General features: G+C 30.5%; 17 protein-coding genes and 1 tRNA gene. 6 read left to right on the forward strand and 12 right to left on the reverse strand.

All coding sequences use genetic code 11. From position 1 onward, the window contains the following. Nucleotides 1-59: 59 nt before the first annotated feature. The 4 genes from RSC72_RS06180 to RSC72_RS06195 all read right to left on the reverse strand — a co-directional run bounded on the left by RSC72_RS06180 (nucleotide 60) and on the right by RSC72_RS06195 (nucleotide 2,184). Nucleotides 60-464, reverse strand: coding sequence for a type II toxin-antitoxin system HicB family antitoxin (locus RSC72_RS06180; protein ID WP_332543876.1), 405 nt, complete (start codon nucleotides 462-464; stop codon nucleotides 60-62). A 79-nt stretch (nucleotides 465-543) separates the two neighbouring features. Then, nucleotides 544-729, reverse strand: coding sequence for a type II toxin-antitoxin system HicA family toxin (locus RSC72_RS06185; RefSeq protein WP_332543877.1), 186 nt, complete (start codon nucleotides 727-729; stop codon nucleotides 544-546). 84 nt (nucleotides 730-813) lie between these two features. Continuing rightward, on the reverse strand, nucleotides 814-1,983 hold the full coding sequence (locus RSC72_RS06190; protein ID WP_332543878.1) for a tyrosine-type recombinase/integrase: 1,170 nt from the start codon (nucleotides 1,981-1,983) through the stop codon (nucleotides 814-816). Nucleotides 1,984-2,099: 116 nt separating this feature from the next. Then, nucleotides 2,100-2,184: transfer RNA gene (locus RSC72_RS06195), tRNA-Ser, on the reverse strand. Between the two features lie 341 nt (nucleotides 2,185-2,525). Between RSC72_RS06195 and RSC72_RS06200 the strand changes: the two genes are divergently transcribed. The 3 genes from RSC72_RS06200 (at nucleotide 2,526) to RSC72_RS06210 (ending at nucleotide 7,495) form a co-directional block, all read left to right on the forward strand. Continuing rightward, a complete protein-coding gene (locus tag RSC72_RS06200; protein WP_332543879.1) occupies nucleotides 2,526-3,965 on the forward strand; it encodes a glyceraldehyde-3-phosphate dehydrogenase in 1,440 nt (479 codons plus the stop codon). Between the two features lie 185 nt (nucleotides 3,966-4,150). Then, a complete protein-coding gene (locus tag RSC72_RS06205) occupies nucleotides 4,151-7,219 on the forward strand; it encodes a lamin tail domain-containing protein (protein WP_332578446.1) in 3,069 nt (1,022 codons plus the stop codon). A gap of 24 nt (nucleotides 7,220-7,243) precedes the next feature. Beyond that, complete coding sequence (locus RSC72_RS06210; RefSeq protein ID WP_332543881.1) at nucleotides 7,244-7,495, forward strand: hypothetical protein; 252 nt, start codon at nucleotides 7,244-7,246, stop codon at nucleotides 7,493-7,495. 373 nt (nucleotides 7,496-7,868) lie between these two features. On the opposite strand, the gene RSC72_RS06215 is transcribed toward RSC72_RS06210, so the two are convergent. The 3 genes from RSC72_RS06215 to fabV form a co-directional block, all read right to left on the reverse strand. Further along, nucleotides 7,869-9,653, reverse strand: a complete 1,785-nt coding sequence (locus RSC72_RS06215) for an ABC transporter ATP-binding protein (RefSeq protein WP_332543882.1) — start codon at nucleotides 9,651-9,653, stop codon at nucleotides 7,869-7,871. Between the two features lie 142 nt (nucleotides 9,654-9,795). Continuing rightward, nucleotides 9,796-11,265: an amino acid permease gene (locus RSC72_RS06220; RefSeq protein WP_332543883.1), complete on the reverse strand. Its 1,470-nt coding sequence runs from the start codon at nucleotides 11,263-11,265 to the stop codon at nucleotides 9,796-9,798. A 210-nt stretch (nucleotides 11,266-11,475) separates the two neighbouring features. Beyond that, complete coding sequence (fabV, locus tag RSC72_RS06225; protein WP_332543884.1) at nucleotides 11,476-12,675, reverse strand: enoyl-ACP reductase FabV; 1,200 nt, start codon at nucleotides 12,673-12,675, stop codon at nucleotides 11,476-11,478. A 163-nt stretch (nucleotides 12,676-12,838) separates the two neighbouring features. Between fabV and RSC72_RS06230 the strand changes: the two genes are divergently transcribed. Then, nucleotides 12,839-13,258: a transposase gene (locus RSC72_RS06230; RefSeq protein ID WP_332543885.1), complete on the forward strand. Its 420-nt coding sequence runs from the start codon at nucleotides 12,839-12,841 to the stop codon at nucleotides 13,256-13,258. Nucleotides 13,259-13,278: 20 nt separating this feature from the next. Next, nucleotides 13,279-13,581, forward strand: a complete 303-nt coding sequence (locus RSC72_RS06235) for a helix-turn-helix domain-containing protein (protein WP_332543886.1) — start codon at nucleotides 13,279-13,281, stop codon at nucleotides 13,579-13,581. 38 nt (nucleotides 13,582-13,619) lie between these two features. On the opposite strand, the gene RSC72_RS06240 is transcribed toward RSC72_RS06235, so the two are convergent. After that, the gene (locus RSC72_RS06240; RefSeq protein WP_332543887.1) at nucleotides 13,620-13,937 is read right to left on the reverse strand and encodes a DUF3817 domain-containing protein; all 318 of its coding nucleotides are present in this window, start codon (nucleotides 13,935-13,937) and stop codon (nucleotides 13,620-13,622) included. Nucleotides 13,938-14,103: 166 nt separating this feature from the next. On the opposite strand from RSC72_RS06240, the gene RSC72_RS06245 reads away from it, so the two are divergent. Beyond that, nucleotides 14,104-15,222, forward strand: a complete 1,119-nt coding sequence (locus RSC72_RS06245) for a calcium:proton antiporter (RefSeq protein ID WP_332566109.1) — start codon at nucleotides 14,104-14,106, stop codon at nucleotides 15,220-15,222. 62 nt (nucleotides 15,223-15,284) lie between these two features. Here RSC72_RS06245 and RSC72_RS06250 read toward each other — a convergent pair whose 3' ends face one another. The 4 genes from RSC72_RS06250 to truA form a co-directional block, all read right to left on the reverse strand. Continuing rightward, on the reverse strand, nucleotides 15,285-16,235 hold the full coding sequence (locus tag RSC72_RS06250; RefSeq protein WP_332543889.1) for a LysR substrate-binding domain-containing protein: 951 nt from the start codon (nucleotides 16,233-16,235) through the stop codon (nucleotides 15,285-15,287). A gap of 132 nt (nucleotides 16,236-16,367) precedes the next feature. Then, the gene (locus tag RSC72_RS06255; protein WP_092908963.1) at nucleotides 16,368-16,784 is read right to left on the reverse strand and encodes a hypothetical protein; all 417 of its coding nucleotides are present in this window, start codon (nucleotides 16,782-16,784) and stop codon (nucleotides 16,368-16,370) included. A gap of 79 nt (nucleotides 16,785-16,863) precedes the next feature. Beyond that, the gene (locus RSC72_RS06260; protein WP_332543890.1) at nucleotides 16,864-18,624 is read right to left on the reverse strand and encodes an ABC transporter ATP-binding protein; all 1,761 of its coding nucleotides are present in this window, start codon (nucleotides 18,622-18,624) and stop codon (nucleotides 16,864-16,866) included. Then, nucleotides 18,611-19,366, reverse strand: coding sequence for a tRNA pseudouridine(38-40) synthase TruA (gene truA, locus RSC72_RS06265; RefSeq protein WP_332543891.1), 756 nt, complete (start codon nucleotides 19,364-19,366; stop codon nucleotides 18,611-18,613). The genes RSC72_RS06260 and truA overlap by 14 nt, the downstream gene beginning before the upstream one ends. Nucleotides 19,367-19,379 lie beyond the last annotated feature (13 nt).

Raw genomic sequence — 19,379 nt, forward strand, 5'->3', positions numbered from 1 at the left:
TGATTTTATAAAGTATTCCTTTATTGTTGTAAAAATATAAAAGATTTGTAGAGTAATTACTACGCAAAATGAATTTCTTTTAATTCATCTGCTAAACGATGTAATCCATTTTCGATTTGTTCAGCTTTTTTATCAGATAATTCTACGTTTTTTTCTTTAGACATTCGTCTTAATAAACTTTGATTGATTCCTAGATAGTCAGCTAATTTACTTTTATTAAACATTGAATAATAATCAAAAAAAGTTTCTAAATCTAAATAGTAGAATAGATCCGCATTCAATAATTCTTGTGCTTCATCTTTGTTCCCGATTTCGTTTAAATAATCTGCTTGTAATTCTATTACTTCTTTGAAGTTCTCTTTTACCTCATCAATAGAATCCCCAACAGTAACAAGTCCTTGTAAATCATTTGAAAAAGCACTATATCCTGTAGTACTTTTTTCTAATACAATTGTTACTTTCATTCTTACTTTAGTTAGTTGTTTGTTTATTTTTTTTATTAATAAGCTATTAATTTTCAGAAGCATATAAAATAAAGCAGGGTTATTTTAACCCTGCCTGCTTAAGAATTGATTGTTCAGTACCCTTTTTCAACTCAGCTGACGGGTGTCGAGGTACAATTACAGTACCACCCTTTGTAGGGTGAACATAAAGAGTGTGTTTACCACCCTCTCTAAAAATGTACCAGCCGTCCTTTTTTAGGATTTTCACCATTTCGGACACTTTCATAAATCAAATAACTTAATTAACATTACAAATATAGTAACAAATTTGTTACTTACAAATAAATGAGTAACAAATTTGTTACATAATTTAAACGAACTTTCTTTCTGCTTTTTTTGCTTTCTCAAATCGAACTAAATTAATTTGATTTGCGTAAATTTCAGTTGTCTTAGATTTTGAATGCCCGAATATTGTTTGAATAGTTTCAAGATCAACACCATCGTACATCATATCATTTGCAGCCTTGTGCTTCAAGGAATACATTTTTTTGTCAATACCCAATTCATCCTTTACATACTTTTTCCAGTATTTTGTTACAGTATCGCGTTTGATTTTATACAAATTAGGACAAAACATATCTGATTTTTCAAGTCGACCTCCGCATAAACGTGGAGTACCAAATAAATATAAATCTGCATTATCAACACTGAATAAAATTTGAACCAAATCAGTCTTTAAATCAGATTTAATCGGAACTATTCTATATTTATTTGTTTTACCATCTTCAGGACGAAGTAAAATAATATCCTTTTGTAGGTCCACATCACTAACTTTCAACCTCAGTAATTCAGCTGGTCTAATTCCAGTTTGATACAATGCTTTTACAAATCTTAGAAATGAAAAATTGCGTTCGTGTAAATGATTAATAATTATCGTTTGCTCTTTATCGGTTGGAAAATCTGTCGGAGGTGTATCGTATTTTAAAGTTCTTATGCCGTGTGCTGGATTATTATTTATTAAATTATATTCAACCAGTTCGGATAAAATAGATTTGAAATAGCCTAAATTTTTATTGTAGGCGTGATTTGACCACTTCCTTTGCTCTTTTATTGTTTCGAAAATATTTTTCACGTGGAAACGCTCAATTGAATCAATAGAAAGGTTTTTGTATTTCAATTTTTCTGCAGCAGATATTATAAATCTACATGTTCCGGAATAGTCCCTGAATGATTTTACTGATAAGCGAAGTTTTAATTTTTCCAATGCAAAATTAATTGCATCTTCAAATTTTACTTTTTGTGGTTTTTTGGAAATGGTTTTGTCTAAGTCGGGATTCCAGCCTTGTTCTAAAGATTTTTTTATAGTATCCTGTAAAATAAGAACTTTTTCCATTCTTTCATCAAATGAATCTGAATCGTTTATTCCTGATGAAAATCGTTTTGGATTACCTCCATTAAATCTAAACCAAACATACCAATCCTTGCCCGATTCAATCGGATATGATTTTATTTTTGGTAAAGTCCATGAATTTTTTCTCATATCATTAAATTTTTAATGATACTTAAACAAGTCGAAGATAATTTGTGCAGTTTTGTGCGAATAGTTATATAAAAATCTTGAAACACTGATGCAGTCAGTGTTTCAAGACTATTTTGCGGAGAGTGAGGGATTCGAACCCCCGGAGGTGTGACCCTCAACAGTTTTCAAGACTGCCGCATTCGACCACTCTGCCAACTCTCCAATAACAACACTTAATGCGTTATTGCGAGTGCAAATATAGAATCTTTTTTCATTTCTACAAATTCTTTTTTTTAGAATGACTTTTAACGAAAACGTTGTAGTAAATATTTTATAGAAATAATATTTATTTAAATAATTGTATTTCAGTAATTTAATTTAGTTTTGAGATTTCTAATGAAATTTGCTTTAGTAGAAATAATTACAATATAAATTGATTTTTGTATGTTTATCTGATGAAATTAATGATAATGGTTAGTATTTGAAAAAAAAATATACGAAATCGTTATAATTGTTTATTTTTGCCAATAATTATTTATAAACACAATAAAACAATTTCTAAAATGAGTAACTCTTCGTATGATCAGCAACTTGCATCTTTTAATGAGATGAGTAAAAAGGTTGTTGAATTCATTAAAATCGTATCTGATTTATGGTATGACCAATCAATCGAATTAGTAATTTTTCGTAATCAGTTAGTCGATAGAAATGTGAGTGACATCGTTAATTTACATCAATATGCTGAAGAATTTGTAGGTGAAAAAATAGCTATAGATGATACCTTGGCAATTGCAAAGGCGATTTCTGTAGCAAATTTACCAGCATCTAGATTAGACGTAGGTAAATTGGCAAAAGAATTTACTTTAGGTAATTATGATTCTGCAACAGCATTTGTAGAAGATAAATTAGGAGAAAGTAGAGAGGCTAAAAATGTAGAACCTAAGGATGTTGTATTGTATGGTTTTGGACGTATTGGACGTTTGTTAGCTCGCGAATTAGCATCTCAAATGGGGAAAGGTCAACAAATGAGATTACGTGCAGTTGTGACACGCGATAAAAATGATCCTGTTTTATTAGAAAAACGAGCTTCTTTATTACGTCACGATTCTGTTCACGGAGATTTTGATGGTAATGTAATTGCAGATCATGAAAATAACGCTTTAATAGTTAATGGTGTTACGGTGAATATGATTTCTGCAGCTCAACCAGAAGATATCGATTATACAGCTTATGGTATTAATAATGCATTGATTATTGATAATACAGGAGTTTTTAAAGATGATGTAGCTTTAGCTCGTCATTTAACAGCGAAAGGAGCAGATAAAGTATTATTAACTGCGCCTGGAAAAGGTGTTCCGAACATTGTTTATGGTGTAAATCACGAAGAATATAGCCCAAATGAGGTTGATATTTTTTCTGCAGCATCTTGTACAACAAATGCAATTACACCAATTCTAAAAGTTATCGAAGATAATTTAGGTGTTGTAAAAGGACATTTAGAAACAATACATGCATATACTAACGATCAGAATTTGGTTGACAATATGCACAAAAAATACCGTCGTGGACGTGCTGCTGCACTAAACATGGTAATTACAGAAACTGGTGCTGGTAGTGCTGTTGCAAAAGCTTTACCAAATTTAGCAGGTAAATTGACTTCAAATGCAATTCGTGTTCCAGTTCCGAATGGATCTTTGGTTGTATTGAATTTAGAAGTAAATAAAAATACATCAGTAGAAATGCTGAATGAAATAATGAAAAATGCAGCATTAAATGGAGAATTAGTAGAACAAATTAAATATTCGTTGAACAACGAATTAGTTTCTTCTGATATTGTAGGAACTTCTGCTCCATCTATTTTTGATAGTAATGCAACAATTGTTTCTGCAGACGGTAAAAATGTAGTATTGTACGTTTGGTATGATAATGAATATGGTTATAGCCACCAAGTAATGCGTTTAGCAAAACACATTGCAGGTGTAAGAAGATATACATACTATTAAATAGTATTTTTTCCCTTTATTTAAAATTAATCCGTTAGCTTTTTTTAGTTAGCGGATTTTTTTTTGTAACATATTCGTTTAAAAACAGATAAATTAAGAATTAATATTACATTTGTTAATATTATATTAATGTAATATATAAAAATTAACATTATTTTTGAAAAACTAAAAAAAACATTTTATTTATGAAAAAATTTTATTTTTTTAATTGGATACTACTCTTAGTTGGGTTGGTATCTTCTTCTGTTTTCGGACAGACTACTGTAAATTATACATTTGCAAATACAAGTGGAGATGTAGACGAAAATGTAAGCTTCACAACTGAGAAAAATAATGCTACAGCAATACCAGCATTTACTAGTGGGGCTTTAAGGTTATATACAGGAAGTACTAATGGAAATTCTATAACTCTACATACTACGAACAATGTAAAAATTACGAGTGTTATTTTTAAAGGTGTTAGCGGTAATGTTGGAAATGCAAAATATTTTGTAGATGGCGGAACCACTTCTACAAACATCTCTGCGGTAAATAACAATTATACGATCCAAAATTTAAATGCAATCACATCGTTACAATTTCAAAATGCAATTACAGGTTCATCAGGTCATATAAGATTAACTGGATTGACTTTAACATATGAAACTGTAGCTAATACTCCTCCTGTTGTTTCTTCAAAGACAATTACAGGAACTTATGGTGTTTTATTAACAGATGGTACAATAACAGCTACGAATAATCCTACATCTTGGACTCAAACAGGTGTTTTACCAACTGGAATTTCTTTTGATAAAGGTGTTTTCTCAGGAACTCCAACACAAACAGGTACTTTCGTAACTCAAATTACTGCTACAAACGCAACCGGAATTTCTACACCTGCCGACGTTACTTTTAATATTTCAAAAGCTAACCAAATAGTTAACGAATTAGTTGATATGACTAAATCAATAACTATAAAAACATTTGAATTACCTACAAATACAAATGCTAATTTAGCATTATCTTATGTCAGCTCAAATACAGATGTTGCGACGATTTCAGGATCTACTATTACAATAAACAAAATTGGAGAAACTACAATTTCTGCGACTAATATTGGAGATAGTAATTGGAATTCTTTTAGTAAAGATGTAAAACTTATTGTTACAGAAGATAACTCAAATGGAAATCACCTTGTTATAAGTCAAGTGTATGGTGGTGGTGGGAATTCAGGAGCTACATACAAAAATGATTTTGTAGAGTTATATAACCCAACTTCTTCATCTGTTAATTTATCAGGATTATATGTGCAATATTCTTCAGCAAGTGGAACATTTGGCAATTCTGGTTTTGTAGCATTGCCAGATTTTAATATACAACCAAATCAATATTATTTGATTCAATTAGCTGGAGGATCAAATGGGAAAGATTTACCTATATCAGATTTATTATCTGTAGATATTAATCTTTCTGCAACTAATGGTAAAGTTGCTCTATCAAATGGAATATCAACTTCTAATAATTCAACCCAATTTGTAGATTTAGTAGGTTTCGGTACTGCAAATGCACATGAAGGGACAAAAGCAGCTCCTGCAGGTAGTAATACATTATCAATAATTAGAAAAGAAAACGGGAAAATAGATACGAATAGTAATTTTGATGATTTTGAAACAGGAACACCAAACCCAAGAAATTCATCATTTGGTATGATGGGAACATCTACAACTTGGCAAAATGGTACTTGGTCAAATGGAGAAGCAGATTTAACAAAAGATGTAATTGTAAAAGGAAATTTAGAGGTAAATTCAGCTATTTCTGCAAAAACATTAACAGTTTCTGATGCTGGTGGAACGGTTTCTGTAAAATCAGGAGGTAGTTTAACAGTTGATGGAAAAATTGATAACCAAGCTGGTTTAACAGGATTAGTTGTTGAGAATGGAGGAAACTTAATTCAAAATCAAAATGTAGTAAATTCAGGTGCAATTACTGTAAATCGTAATAGCCAATCTATGGTTCGTAACGACATGACGTTTTGGTCTTCACCAGTTCAACAAGAAGCTTGGCAACAAACAATTCGTTCTTTTTCTCCTGAAACGTTATACAATCGTTTTTGGACATATAATGAAGCAACAAATGAGTTTAGTCAAATCTTAACTTCAGATACAGATTCAAAATTATTCGAAGCTGGTAAAGGAGTTTCAATCCGTGTTAAAAATACATTAGCAACAGGAGCGAACGCAATTCATAACGGAGTATTTACAGGAGTTCCTTTTAATGGAGATATAACTGTTCCAGTTCAATTTACGGCAGGTGGATATAATCTTGTAGGTAATCCTTATGCGTCTAATATCAATGTAGAGAAATTTTTAGCTGCGAATACTAGTGTTAATTCACTGTATTTCTGGACACATCAATTTGCTGTAGGTTCTACAGAGTATGCAAATAATTATGCTGCATTTAGTGTTGCAGGTAGTGTTATTCCTGGTTTAACAAATATTTCTTTAGGACAAGGATTTATCGTAGGACTTTCTCAAGCAACACCAACTGTTAGTTTTAATAACGCAATGAGAACGGCACAAGATGCTAAATTCTATAAAAACTCAACTATAGAGAAAAATAGAATTTGGTTAAGTTTATCAAAAGAAGATAAACCAGTTAGTCAAATTTTATTAGCTTACATGGATGGTGCAACAAACGGAATCGATAATCAAATTGATGCTAAAGTTATGCAAAGAGGATCATCTGCCATTTACACATTGATTAATGATGAAGCATACGCAATTCAAGGTCGTAGCTTACCTTTCAAAACTGACGATGTTGTAAAATTAGGTTTCGAGGCTTTAGAGCAAGGAAATTATACAATTAATATTGAGCAAGTAGATGGTTTATTTAATGAAAATCAAACTGTTTATTTAAAAGATAAAGAATTAAATCAAGTATATAATTTATCAGAATCTGCTTATAAATTTGCTTCTAAAGCAGGAGAATTTAATAATCGTTTTGAGCTTGTATATGCAGATAAAACTTTAGCTACAGATGATTTAACAAAAAATAATATTGTTGTTTATAATACAAATAATACAATTGTTGTAGATTCTAAACAAAGCAAAATTGTTTCGGTAGAATTATATGATATTCAAGGAAGAAGAGTAGTTGAGAAAAACAAAATCAATTCTAATTCTTTCCAAATTCAATCTTCAGCAAAAGGAGTTTTAGTAATAAAAGTTTTAACTGAAGATGGAAAAGTTAAAACACAAAAAATTGTAAACAAATAATTTACTTTCTTTAAAATATACACTATGAAAAATATCAAACAAATCTTATTAGTTGCAGCGGCTTTATTATGTACGATAAATGTATCTGCAGAGGAAAAAGAAATTACCTTTTTTGAAACAAATAATCAAAGTACAAACGCTGTTGGTCCAGGAACTGGAGGAGGTGGAACAGATGATCCAGATCCGGCTTCGCCAATCGACGATTATTTACCTTTATTGGTAATTGGAGCAGGATTAGTTGCTTTACGTTTCAGAAAACAATTACTTAAAAACTAATTTTAATAATAATAAAAAGTCGCTAATTAGCGACTTTTTTTATTGTCTCGTCCTGAAATAATGATACACAAAAAAAATAATCATTATGAAATAAGGGGGTATTTATGTAAAACACACGCAGCGGGACTAAACACTAACATTTAAGCTGAATATTGTAAAAGAAATTGAAACAGACGAATCAAGTATCGTATAGATTTGTCGCAAAAATAGCGTAGTTTATAATAATATTTGAAGTAACTACAAGTTTTCGGTACTCGAATATTAGGTTTATATTTTTAGGATTAATAATTAATTATAATAAAAAAAGGGAGTAATTCAAATAGAATCACTCCCCTTTTATATTTCTCACAACCTTACTTACTAAATCAGCTTATCATTTTCTTTCACCAATTTGTTGTCTCCACATCGCATAATAAAGTCCTTTTTCCTCAAGTAAATTATCATGAGAACCTTGCTCTATCACTTGACCTTTTTCTAAAACATAAATTCTATCTGCGTGCATTATCGTACTCAATCGGTGCGCAATAAGAACTGTGATTTGTTCTTTATCTGCCGAAATTTCTTTTATTGTCGTTGTTATTTCTTCCTCTGTAATACTGTCTAATGCTGAAGTTGCTTCATCAAAAATCAATAAATTAGGTTGTCTCAACAAGGCTCTCGCAATAGCAATTCTTTGTTTTTCACCACCGCTTAATTTTAATCCACCTTCACCAATTATTGTATTTATTCCGTTTTCTGCTCGTTTTATTAATGTTGTGGCACTAGATTTTTTTAACGCTAATTGCAATTCTTCTTCCGTTGCATTAGGATTAACAAACAATAAATTCTCTTTTATTGTTCCTGCAAAAAGCTGCGTATCTTGGGTTACAAAACCAATTTGATTTCTTAATTCGTCAAAATCAAATTCATTTCCATTGATGTTATTATAATAGATTTCTCCTTCTTGCGCACGATATAATCCAACTAATAATTTAACCAATGTACTTTTACCAGAACCACTTGGTCCAACAAATGCGATGGTTTCTCCATTTTTTACTTCAAATGTAATTTCATTCAAAGCTTTATAACTAGCAGATTGATGTTTAAAAGAAACTTTATCGAAAGCTAATTGATTTATAGCACCAATCTGTTTAGGGTTTTTAGGTTTTTCTTCGACAGGTTTTTTCATCAAATTATCAAAATTCTGCAAAGATGCTTGTGCTTCTCGGTAAGAAATAATAATATTTCCGATTTCTTGCATTGGTCCGAAAATAAAAAATCCATAAAACATTAAAGATAAATATTGACCTGGCGTAACAATATCCTTGAAGATTAAAAATAATAAAGTTAACGTGATTAACTGTTGCAGAAAATTAACCATCGTTCCTTGAATAAAGCTTAAAGAACGAATATTTTTCACTTTTTTAAGTTCTAATCCTAAGATTTTATAGGTATTATTATTAAGTCGATTTACTTCTTGTTTCGTTAAACCTAAACTTTTTACAATTTCGATATTTCGTAAACTTTCGGTTGTACTTCCCGCTAATTGAGTGGTTTCTGTGACAATATTTTTCTGAATTTTTTTAATTCTTTTACTTAATAAATTCGTTATAAAAGCGATAAGAAAAATTCCCACAACATAAACTGGCATAATAGTCCAATGTAGACGAATGGCATATACTGAAACGAAAATAATACTAACTAAAATTCCGAAAAAGATATTGATGAAATTGGTAATAAACTTCACGGAATCTTCTCTTACTTTGGTTAAAATAGAAAGCGTTTCTCCACTTCTTTGATCTTCAAAATCTTGATACGGCAACGCCATAGAATGTTGTAAACCATCTGTAAAAATATTTGCTCCAAATTTTTGAGTAATCACACTAACTACATAATCTTGAAAAGCCTTAGCTATTCTACTGACCATAGCAGTCCCTATCAATAATCCTAAAAAGAAAAATGCGCCATGATAATCATCGCTTCCATAAAAAAATTGATCCAAATTACGGGGTAACTTTTCTTCTTTATCAAAAAAATGGGGATGAGTAACCAATTGATCTAAAATATTACCTGTAACTGCTGGTGCAAAAAGAGAAAATACTTGGTTGATTGTTGCTAAAATTAATGATGCAATCAGCAACCATTTATGTGGTTTTAAATATTGTATTAATGTTTTCATTGTGACTAAGATAATAGTTTGCAAAATTAAGAATATATATCAGAGTAAATGATATTTGTAACTTAACTATTTTTAAAAACAAAAAATCCTTTCTCAAAAAACTTGAAAAAGGATTTCTTTTATAACTTATAATTAGATCTTTTTATTCTTCTCCATTATTTAATTTACTGTGTTTTTTACCGTAAATGAAATAAACTATAATACCGAAAACAACCCAAACACCCGAAAGTAATAAAGCTAATTTATCTAAAGTTGCAATTAAACAAACATTAATTGTTACTCCTAAAATTACAATAATTTTATAAGCTGGTACTTTAAATGGACGATCAATATCTGGTTGTTTTTTACGCATAATCCATACTGCAATACAAACCATTGTAAAGGCGAATAATGTACCAAAACTTGTCATGTGTGCCAAAGTAGAGATTGGCGTTAATGCAGAAACTGTTGCTACAACTATTCCTAACAAAATGATTCCTTTATAAGGTGTTTTAGTTTTTGGATGTAATTCTCCGAAAAATTTTGGAATTAAACCATCTTTAGACATTCCGATAAAAATACGAGATTGTCCCATCATCATAACCATTACAACTGAAATTAAACCAACTGTTGCAGCAATTGTAACAACGTTACTTGCCCAATGTTGCCCTGCAATCTCAAATGCGTAAGCAACAGGAGCTTTTATCGCTTCTGGATATTTACCCAAAGGATTAAAATCTGTATAATGCATCATTCCTGTTAAAACTAACGAAACGGCGATATAAAGAGCTGTACAAATTAACAGTGAAGTGATGATTGCAAATGGAACGTCCTTTTTAGGATTAATCGCTTCTCCAGCTTGTGTAGAAACGGCATCAAAACCAATGTAAGCAAAAAATATTGCCGCTGCACCCGAAATTACTCCTTGAAAACCATAAGCCGAAGCCATACTTCCGTCTGGTTGTTCTATTAATCTTTGTTCTGGGATAAAAGGAATCCAATTGTCTGGTACAATGTAAAATGCACCTACAATTACAACAAATATTACTGCTGTTGTTTTTAACAATACAATTAAATTATTTGCTTTAGCAGCCTCTTTCGTACCTTTTACAAGTAAACCTGTTACCAATAAAACAATAATAAATGCTGGTAAATTCATTGAAAAACCTTCGCCTGCATAACTTACAGGATCTGATGTTAAATAATCTGGTAAATGAATACCAAACATTTTGAGAAATTTAGTAAAATATCCCGACCAACTCACGGCTACAGCCATACTCGCCATCGCATATTCTAGTATCAAACACCAGCCAAGTCCCCAAGCAAATATTTCTCCGACCGTACCATAAGCGTATGCATAAGCAGATCCTTCTACTGGAATAATAGATGCGAATTCTGCATAACAAAGCGCTGCGAAAATACACGCAATTCCTGCGATAATAAACGATAATGCTAAAGCTGGCCCAGCATTATAATACGCACCTGTACCTGTTAATACAAAAATTCCTCCTCCAATAATTGCTCCTACACCAATTGCAGTTAAGCTCCATTTACCAAGAACCTTTTTTAGGTCATTTTTCTTGATATCTGCCTCGTAGGCACTCAATGGTTTCTTCGCCCAAATATTTGACATGTTAATTTTTTTTCAATGATTGTCAAATATATATTTTTTTTATTAAAAATTTAAAATAAATATATAAGTATTAATCATTCATTTGTTCTGTTGTATTAATTGACAATAAAACAACTTATTAATTATTGTTTTCTTATTTCTATCTTATTAAATAAAACAAAAAAACCTCGATAAATCGAGGTTTTTAAAATTATATTATTTTATAAAAAACTATGAAATACTAGGCACAGTTACCAATTCGTTAGTGTCTGCTTCGTAATCAATGTTATCATAATTAAATCCAAATAATTGGAAAAACTCATTACGGTAACCTTCAATATCAGAAATTTCGTTGATGTTTTCTGTTGTTACGATTTTCCATAAATCATCTACTTCTTTTTGTACATCTTCGCGCATTTCTAAATCGTCAATTCTGATTCGTCCATTTTCATCTAAAGGCACATTACCATCAGCTGTGTACAAACGATCTGTAAATAAACGTTGCATTTGCTCTATCGTTCCTTCATGAATTCCCTTTTCTTTCATTACTTTATACAATAACGAAACATATAGAGGAACAACAGGAATTGCTGAACTAGACTGTGTCACCAATGCTTTGTTTACCGAAACATAACTAACTCCATTTAGATCCGCCAAAAGATTATTGATAACTGGAACAGTTTTCTCTAAATCATTTTTCGCCATACCAATTGCACCATCTTTGTAAATACGATGCGTTAATTCTGGTCCGATATATGAATAAGCAACAGTTTTTACACCTTCTGCTAAAACTCCTGCTTCTTTAAGATCTTCTATCCAAAATTTCCAATCTTCACCACCCATTACTGCAATTGTATTATCAATTTCTTCTTGAGATTCGATAGGATTAATTGTTATATCTGTAACATTTGCGGTATGAAAATCTACTGTTTTATTCGTAAAAGGCTCTCCAATAGGCTTAAGTACAGAATTATAAACCACTCCTGTTTTTGGATGAGTACGACGAGGCGAAGCCAAACTATAAACAACTAAATCTACTTGACCTAAGTCTTTTTTGATTAATTCGATTGTTTGTTTTTTTATTTCATCAGAAAAAGCATCTCCATTAATACTTTTAGCATACAATCCAGCTTCATGTGCTTCTTTCTCAAAAGCAGCTGTGTTATACCAACCTGCAGTTCCAGGTTTGTTAGGCGCAGCTGGTTTTTCGAAGAAAACTCCAATTGTTGCAGCGTTGTACCCAAAAGCCGCAGAAATGCGTGATGAAAGACCAAAACCTGTCGATGCACCAATTACTAAAACTTTTTTAGGACCTTCTCCTGTTATGTTTTTAGATTTTATGTACTCAATTTGATTGTGAACATTTTTTGCAGTTCCCTCAGGATGAGTCGTTATACAAATAAACCCTCTTGTTCTTGGTTGAATAATCATTTTTCTTTATTTAGTCGCATAAAATTATAAATAATTTTCTAATTAAAACTAAACTTCTGACTTGCTTGGTATCTCTTTTAAAAAAAAAATCTTTGAAACATAATAAATATTGATTAAATTTACATTAATCGAATTAATTTCACTCTCAAAACCTAACCTACCTATGAAAGAAATTCACATTGGTTCTCTTATTAAGAAGAGAGTCGAAGAACTAAATATAGATACAAAACGGATTATATCTTTTTTCAAAATTTATTCAGAAAAAGATATCAATACTCAGTATGATAATGCATCTATTGATACTAGTGATTTACTAAAATGGTCAAAACTCTTAGAATATGACTTTTTTAGAATTTACACGCAACATATTATACTTTATGCGCCAGTAGGAAAAGTTGATACCTCAACTTCCCCTAAAACTACATCTTTGCCTAATTACAGAAAAAATGTCTACACAAAAGAAATTATTGATTTTGTGTTGGATTTACACACAAAAGAAAATAAAAAAATTCAAGAAATTTCAGATGAATACAATATACCTAAAAATACTATCCATAACTGGATAAAGAAATATATTACTTAACTACCTAACACACCTAAACAATGGAAAAACCAAACTACCAAAAAATTTATCAGGATATTATTAACCGAAATTATCCTGACAAACAAAAACAGACTGAAAAATTATTACAAAAAGAAATGACTGCTTTAAATGTGATTAAAATTTCAGAAATTTTGAATGTAAATGATACAGCCAAAAATCAAAAACATAAATCGTACGATTTAAATTCTATTTTAGAAATTCTGAATGAACAGAAATTAAATAATTTCACTAACATTGAAGTTTCTGAAAAATTTAAAATCAGTCGAAATACGGTTGCAAAATGGAAAAAAATCTACGGATAAATAAGAAAGGCTTAGTTTTTAACTAAGCCTTTTTTTTACTATTTATTTTCTTTCTCTTTATCTTCTTCTATTGCTTTATGCACCAATAAGGTTGCAAATGGAATAAATGCATAAATCATATAAAAAATAAAATCTTCATCATCCCATTTATAAATTTTTCTAACTCTAAAAAGTAAAAGTAAGTAAGCTGTAAACCAAAATCCATGAAAACACCCTGCAAAAGGCATTGGTAGTACATAATCAAATTGATATTTTATTGGCATTGCAACCAAAAACAACAAAGCACAACTTATCGTCTCCCAGATACAAGTAACACTAAACCATTTTTTTAACTTTTCTTCAGAAATATTTATCATGCTACAAATTTAGTTTTTTATTAAATTTATATGTATGATAAGAATTAGTAATTTTTAAGTTTATTTATAAAAAACATGACTAACATTATTAGTATTTATGATAATCAGTTAATACAATTATCAATTTAATTTATTATTTTTGTAAAAATCAAAAACAAATCTATAGATGCAAGTAAACAATTTTCTTTCAAAAAAATTAAATTTATCATTACCATATTGGACAATTTTATGTCCTTTGATTGCCATTTTCGCTTTAAGTATTGCAAATAGTTACAAAGACAATCCTTGGTTTTTAACATTTCTAGGTATTTCATTAATTTCTGCAGTTTTAGCAGCGGTGCATCATGCAGAAGTTGTAGCGCATAAAGTAGGCGAACCATACGGAACAATAATTTTAGCACTTGCAATTACCGTAATTGAAGTTTCATTGATTGTTTCGTTAATGATGTCCGAACCCGCAGGAAAACCATCTGTTTTAGCCAGAGATACTGTATTTGCTGCTGTTATGATTATTTTGACAGGAATTATTGGTATATGTCTTTTAGCTGGTGGTGTTCGTTATAAGGAGCAAAATTTCATAAAACAAGGTGTTTCTTCTGCACTAATAACACTAGTTGCAATTTCTATACTTACTATGGTTTTACCAAATTTCACAACATCTGAAGGTGCAGGTGAATTTTCGTCGAGCCAATTAATTTTTGTTGCAATTATTTCTTTAATCCTTTATGGTGGCTTCATTTCTTTACAAACTATTCGTCATCGCGATTATTTTTTACCACAAAGTAGTGCAGATAATATTGCATCAGAATTATATGTAGAAAAACCAAATACTATTACAACTATTGCAAGTTTAGTTTTGTTAATAATAGCATTAACTGCAGTTGTTTTATTATCAAAAAAATTATCTCCAACTATAGAGTCTATTGTAATGGATCTTGGCGCACCAAAATCTTTAGTAGGAATTATAATTGCTGCTGTAATTTTATTACCAGAAGGTTTGGCGGCATATAAAGCTGCACGAAAAGACCGTTTACAAACAAGTCTTAATTTATCTTTAGGCTCTGCTTTGGCATCAATTGGTCTTACAATTCCTGCTGTTGCAATTGTTTGTTATTTTACAGGTTTACAAGTAACATTAGGAATAGATGGAAAATCATCTATTTTATTAGTTTTATCGTTGTTCACCGTTTATTTATCATTAAGCTCAGGACGAACAAACATTCAACAAGGAATTGTTTTATTGACTCTCTTTGCAACCTATCTTTTTACGACAATTGTACCTTAATTTTAGATACTAAAAAAGCGACTTGATAATCAAGTCGCTTTTTTTATATGAATATTATAATTTTATTTCTTTGGTAAAGAAACCATATTGGCATCTAATTTTTGATCTTTCTCTAAGAATATTTTTCCTCTCAAAATACTTTGTATTGTATTCATTAATTCTTTCTCAAAAGAATCTCTTAACTGTGATTGATGAAAAACGAGTGAAACTTCGCGTGTAGGAACAGGCGATTCAAAATTCTTGATGAATTGCTTATATTCTTTTGGTAAATCATCTGCAACCAAGGCTGGTAATAATGTCATTCCATATCCATCGTTTGATAATTTTACCAAAGCTTCAAAACTTCCTGATTCTAATTTGATTGGTCTTTGCTTCATTTTAGATGCATCACATAATGCTAATACATTATTTCTAAAACAATGGCCTTCTTGCAGAATCAATAAATCTGCTGTATCTAAGTCTGTTTCTACAATATGACTATGCGACGCCAAACGATGTCCATTTGGGACATAAGCTACCAAAGGCTCATAATAAAGAGGTCTTTCTATAAGTTGATCTTCATAAAGTGGCGAAACAATAATACCAAAATCCAACGATCCGTCTTTTAATCCTTTTACAATCTTATCTGTTTGTAATTCTTTGATTATTAAATTAGATTTCGGATTGTTTTTCTGAAAAGTTTTGTAAAATAAAGGAACCAATGATGGTAAAACTGTTGGAATTACACCAATTACAAAATCACCTTCTAGCAAACCTTTTTCTTCGTTTACCAAATGTTTCATTCGATTAGCTTCCATCAAAATTGTTTTGGCTTGCGCAACAATTTTCTCTCCTATTTGTGTAATTTTAATAGGATGCGAAGTTCTATCGAAAATATCAATATTTAATTCTTTTTCTAATTTCTGAATTTGCATACTCAACGTAGGCTGAGTGACAAATGATTTATCAGCAGCAACTGTAAAGTTCTTATGTTCAGCAACTGCCAACACATATTGTAATTGTACTAATGTCATATATTACTATTGATAACTATAAATTTTTGTGATAAAGGTACATAATATAATATTATCAATCTATATTATAAATCATAACTTAACGTATAAAAAAAGCCCGGATAAATCCGAGCTTTTGTAAATAAATTATGATTATTTATTTAAGTTTTTTTGAATTTCTGCTGTCCAATCTTGTAATTTTTTAGCATCTTCTGGAGTTAAAGATTGTGTATAACCTTGTAATTCTTTTCCAAAATCTACAGACTGTTTTGTTAACTCAGCTAACTTATTTGCATCACCAGCAGTTGCTGCAAGTTTCATATCAGCAGCCCAAGTGTTATATTTAGCAACGAATGCTGTCACTTTAGGATCAGAAAAAGAAGGTAAATCTTTTGCTACTTCAGCAACTTTATTCATTGTTTCTTTACCTGCTTCTACCTGCTCTTCTACTGTATTTGCTACGTTTTCTTGTGTATTTTCTACTTTATCTGCTACTTTTTCTTTTTCAGATTTACAAGAAGATAATGATACTACACCTAATACTGCAGCGGCTAAAAATAATTTTTTCATTTTAATTAAAGTTTTATAGTTAATATTTTTTGATAGTTCAAGTTAAACAAATCTATTGATTAATTTATATTATTTCTTTTTAATTTTCTTTTGAAAATTGTACTTCATATAAATTTGCGTAATAACCACGTTTCGCCAATAATTCGTTGTGTGTACCATGTTCAACAATTATTCCATTATCCATCACAATTATTTTATCTGCATTTTGTATCGTCGCCAAACGATGTGCAATAATAATAGATGTACGTCCTTGTGTCAATTTATCTGTCGCTTTTTGTATTAATTCTTCAGATTCTGTATCAATAGAAGAAGTAGCTTCGTCTAATACCAAAATTTCTGGATTATAAATATAGGCTCTCAAAAATGAAATTAATTGACGCTGACCAACAGAAAGTGTTGCTCCACGCTCGCTAACTTCACTGTAATAACCTTTGGGAAGTGACATTATAAAACTATCAATTCCAATAATTTTTGCAGCATTTTGTACTTCATCTAACGTAATATTTTTGTTTCCGAGAACAATATTATCAAAAATTGTGGTGTTGAATAAAAATACATCTTGTAAAACTACCGCAACATGTTGACGCAGATTTTTCAAATCCATGTCATAAATATTCACATCATCTATTTTTATTGTTCCAGAATCTATATCATAAAAACGACTTAAAAGATTAATAATTGTTGATTTCCCTGCTCCCGTCGCTCCTACAATTGCTACTTTTTCTCCTGGTTTTGTAGAAAATGAAATTCCTTTTAAGACTAAATTATTTGGAACGTAAGAAAATTTAACATCCTCAAAATCAATTTTTCCTTTTACATGTTCCAATTTAATTTTTCCATTATCTGGTAAAGTTTGATCGTCATCTAAAATTTTAAAAACACGATCTGCTCCTACTAAACCTCGTTGAATAGTATTGAAACGTTCTGCAATTGCACGCATTGGTGCAGTAAGCAATGTAACATATTGTGTAAAAGCAATTAAATCTCCCACAGAAACATCGCCGTGAACAGCAGTTCTAAGCCCTCCAAACCAAATTAAACTTCCTGTAGCTAAGGCAGAAATAATATCTACAACAGGAAATAAAAGTGAAAAATAGAAAACAGTTGTAAGATAATTTTTCTTTAAATCATTATTAATCGTTACAAATTTCTTGTATTCTGCATTTTGACGATTAAAAACCTGAATAATATTCATTCCCGTTAAACGCTCTTGTACAAATGTGTTCAATTTCGCAACAATAGTTCGTTCTTCTTGGTAAACATTTTTTAATGCTTTTTGAAATAATCGCGTAATAATCATCATTAATGGAAGAATAATTATAACAACTGTTGCCAAAACCCAATTCATCCAATACATTACAAAAACAATAAAAACGATTTTTAATACATCGCCCAACATCACTAAAATTCCATCATTAAAAACCTCAGCAATGGTCTCGATATCAGAAACCGAACGTGTTACCAAAACTCCATTTGGCGTTTTATCAAAATAGCCAAGTTTAAATTTGATGAGATGATTGTATAGACGAACACGCAACAAACGAATAACGCGCTGCGCAACAACATTCGCCAAATAAACCATAAAAAATGACAAAATCCCTTCAAAAACTAACACTAATGCTAATTTTATGATTTGATATTTTAATCCTGGTAAATCTTTGGTTTGTATATAATCATCGATAATATTTCCCGTTAAATACGGACGATAAACCGAAAAACATGCACTAAAAACGGCTACAAAAACAACTGACCAGAATAAATATTTACTCTGAGCACCGATTTGTAAAACGCGTTTTAATCCATTAAAATCAAACGATGAATTTTCGTTATTTGAACTCATTTTTAAATAATTCTTTTGGATATTGAACATCAACCAAATAAAGTCCGTGTGCTGGTGCCGAAGCGCCTGCTGAACTACGTTGTTTTTGTTCTATAATTTCTGAAAACTCTTCTATAGAAATTTTCCCTAAACCTATATCTACTAATGTACCTACAATTGCACGAACCATATTTCGCAAAAAACGGTCGGCAGTTATTTCGAAAATTAACTGTCCATTTTCATTTTTTCGCCAAAAAGCGGCCGTTACATCGCAAATATTTGTTTTCACATCGGTATGTAATTTAGCAAAACTTCCGAAATCTCCTTTCTTAATTAACAATTTTGCTGCATTATTCATTTTTTCAATATCTAACGAACGATGAAAATTCCATGCGCTTTCAAATAAAAACGGATCTTTTACAGGCGAAAGAAAATAATTGTATGAACGAGATGTCGCATCAAAACGAGCGTGCGCATCATCATCCATCAAAAATAAACGATAAACGGCTATATCTTTTGGTAAAAAAGAATTTAACTTTTTGATTAAATCGACATCTAATTCTTCTTCATAATCAAAATGAATATACATTTTTTTTGCATGTACACCTGCATCTGTTCTACCTGCGCCGACAATCGAAATCTTTTTTCGTAAGATTTTTGATAATCGATCTTCTATTACTTCTTGTACCGAAATTTGGTTGGGTTGAATTTGATAACCAAAATAATTTTTTCCGTTATAAGCTAATTCTAAAAAATATCGCAATTGTTGTAAATTT

Source organism: Algoriella sp. (genome assembly GCF_036647415.1).
In the GTDB taxonomy this organism is placed as follows: domain Bacteria; phylum Bacteroidota; class Bacteroidia; order Flavobacteriales; family Weeksellaceae; genus Empedobacter.

What these genes read in the sequence shown, in the direction of transcription:
- RSC72_RS06220 (WP_332543883.1), bottom strand. Translation starts at nt 11,265, where the DNA reads ATGTCAAATATTTGGGCGAAGAAACCATTGAGTGCCTACGAGGCAGAT.
- RSC72_RS06200 (WP_332543879.1), top strand. Translation starts at nt 2,526, where the DNA reads ATGAGTAACTCTTCGTATGATCAGCAACTTGCATCTTTTAATGAGATG.
- fabV (WP_332543884.1), bottom strand. Translation starts at nt 12,675, where the DNA reads ATGATTATTCAACCAAGAACAAGAGGGTTTATTTGTATAACGACTCAT.
- RSC72_RS06210 (WP_332543881.1), top strand. Translation starts at nt 7,244, where the DNA reads ATGAAAAATATCAAACAAATCTTATTAGTTGCAGCGGCTTTATTATGT.
- RSC72_RS06260 (WP_332543890.1), bottom strand. Translation starts at nt 18,624, where the DNA reads ATGAGTTCAAATAACGAAAATTCATCGTTTGATTTTAATGGATTAAAA.
- RSC72_RS06250 (WP_332543889.1), bottom strand. Translation starts at nt 16,235, where the DNA reads ATGACATTAGTACAATTACAATATGTGTTGGCAGTTGCTGAACATAAG.
- RSC72_RS06245 (WP_332566109.1), top strand. Translation starts at nt 14,104, where the DNA reads ATGCAAGTAAACAATTTTCTTTCAAAAAAATTAAATTTATCATTACCA.
- RSC72_RS06215 (WP_332543882.1), bottom strand. Translation starts at nt 9,653, where the DNA reads ATGAAAACATTAATACAATATTTAAAACCACATAAATGGTTGCTGATT.
- RSC72_RS06185 (WP_332543877.1), bottom strand. Translation starts at nt 729, where the DNA reads ATGAAAGTGTCCGAAATGGTGAAAATCCTAAAAAAGGACGGCTGGTAC.
- RSC72_RS06205 (WP_332578446.1), top strand. Translation starts at nt 4,151, where the DNA reads ATGAAAAAATTTTATTTTTTTAATTGGATACTACTCTTAGTTGGGTTG.
- RSC72_RS06240 (WP_332543887.1), bottom strand. Translation starts at nt 13,937, where the DNA reads ATGATAAATATTTCTGAAGAAAAGTTAAAAAAATGGTTTAGTGTTACT.
- RSC72_RS06180 (WP_332543876.1), bottom strand. Translation starts at nt 464, where the DNA reads ATGAAAGTAACAATTGTATTAGAAAAAAGTACTACAGGATATAGTGCT.
- RSC72_RS06235 (WP_332543886.1), top strand. Translation starts at nt 13,279, where the DNA reads ATGGAAAAACCAAACTACCAAAAAATTTATCAGGATATTATTAACCGA.
- RSC72_RS06190 (WP_332543878.1), bottom strand. Translation starts at nt 1,983, where the DNA reads ATGAGAAAAAATTCATGGACTTTACCAAAAATAAAATCATATCCGATT.
- RSC72_RS06230 (WP_332543885.1), top strand. Translation starts at nt 12,839, where the DNA reads ATGAAAGAAATTCACATTGGTTCTCTTATTAAGAAGAGAGTCGAAGAA.
- RSC72_RS06255 (WP_092908963.1), bottom strand. Translation starts at nt 16,784, where the DNA reads ATGAAAAAATTATTTTTAGCCGCTGCAGTATTAGGTGTAGTATCATTA.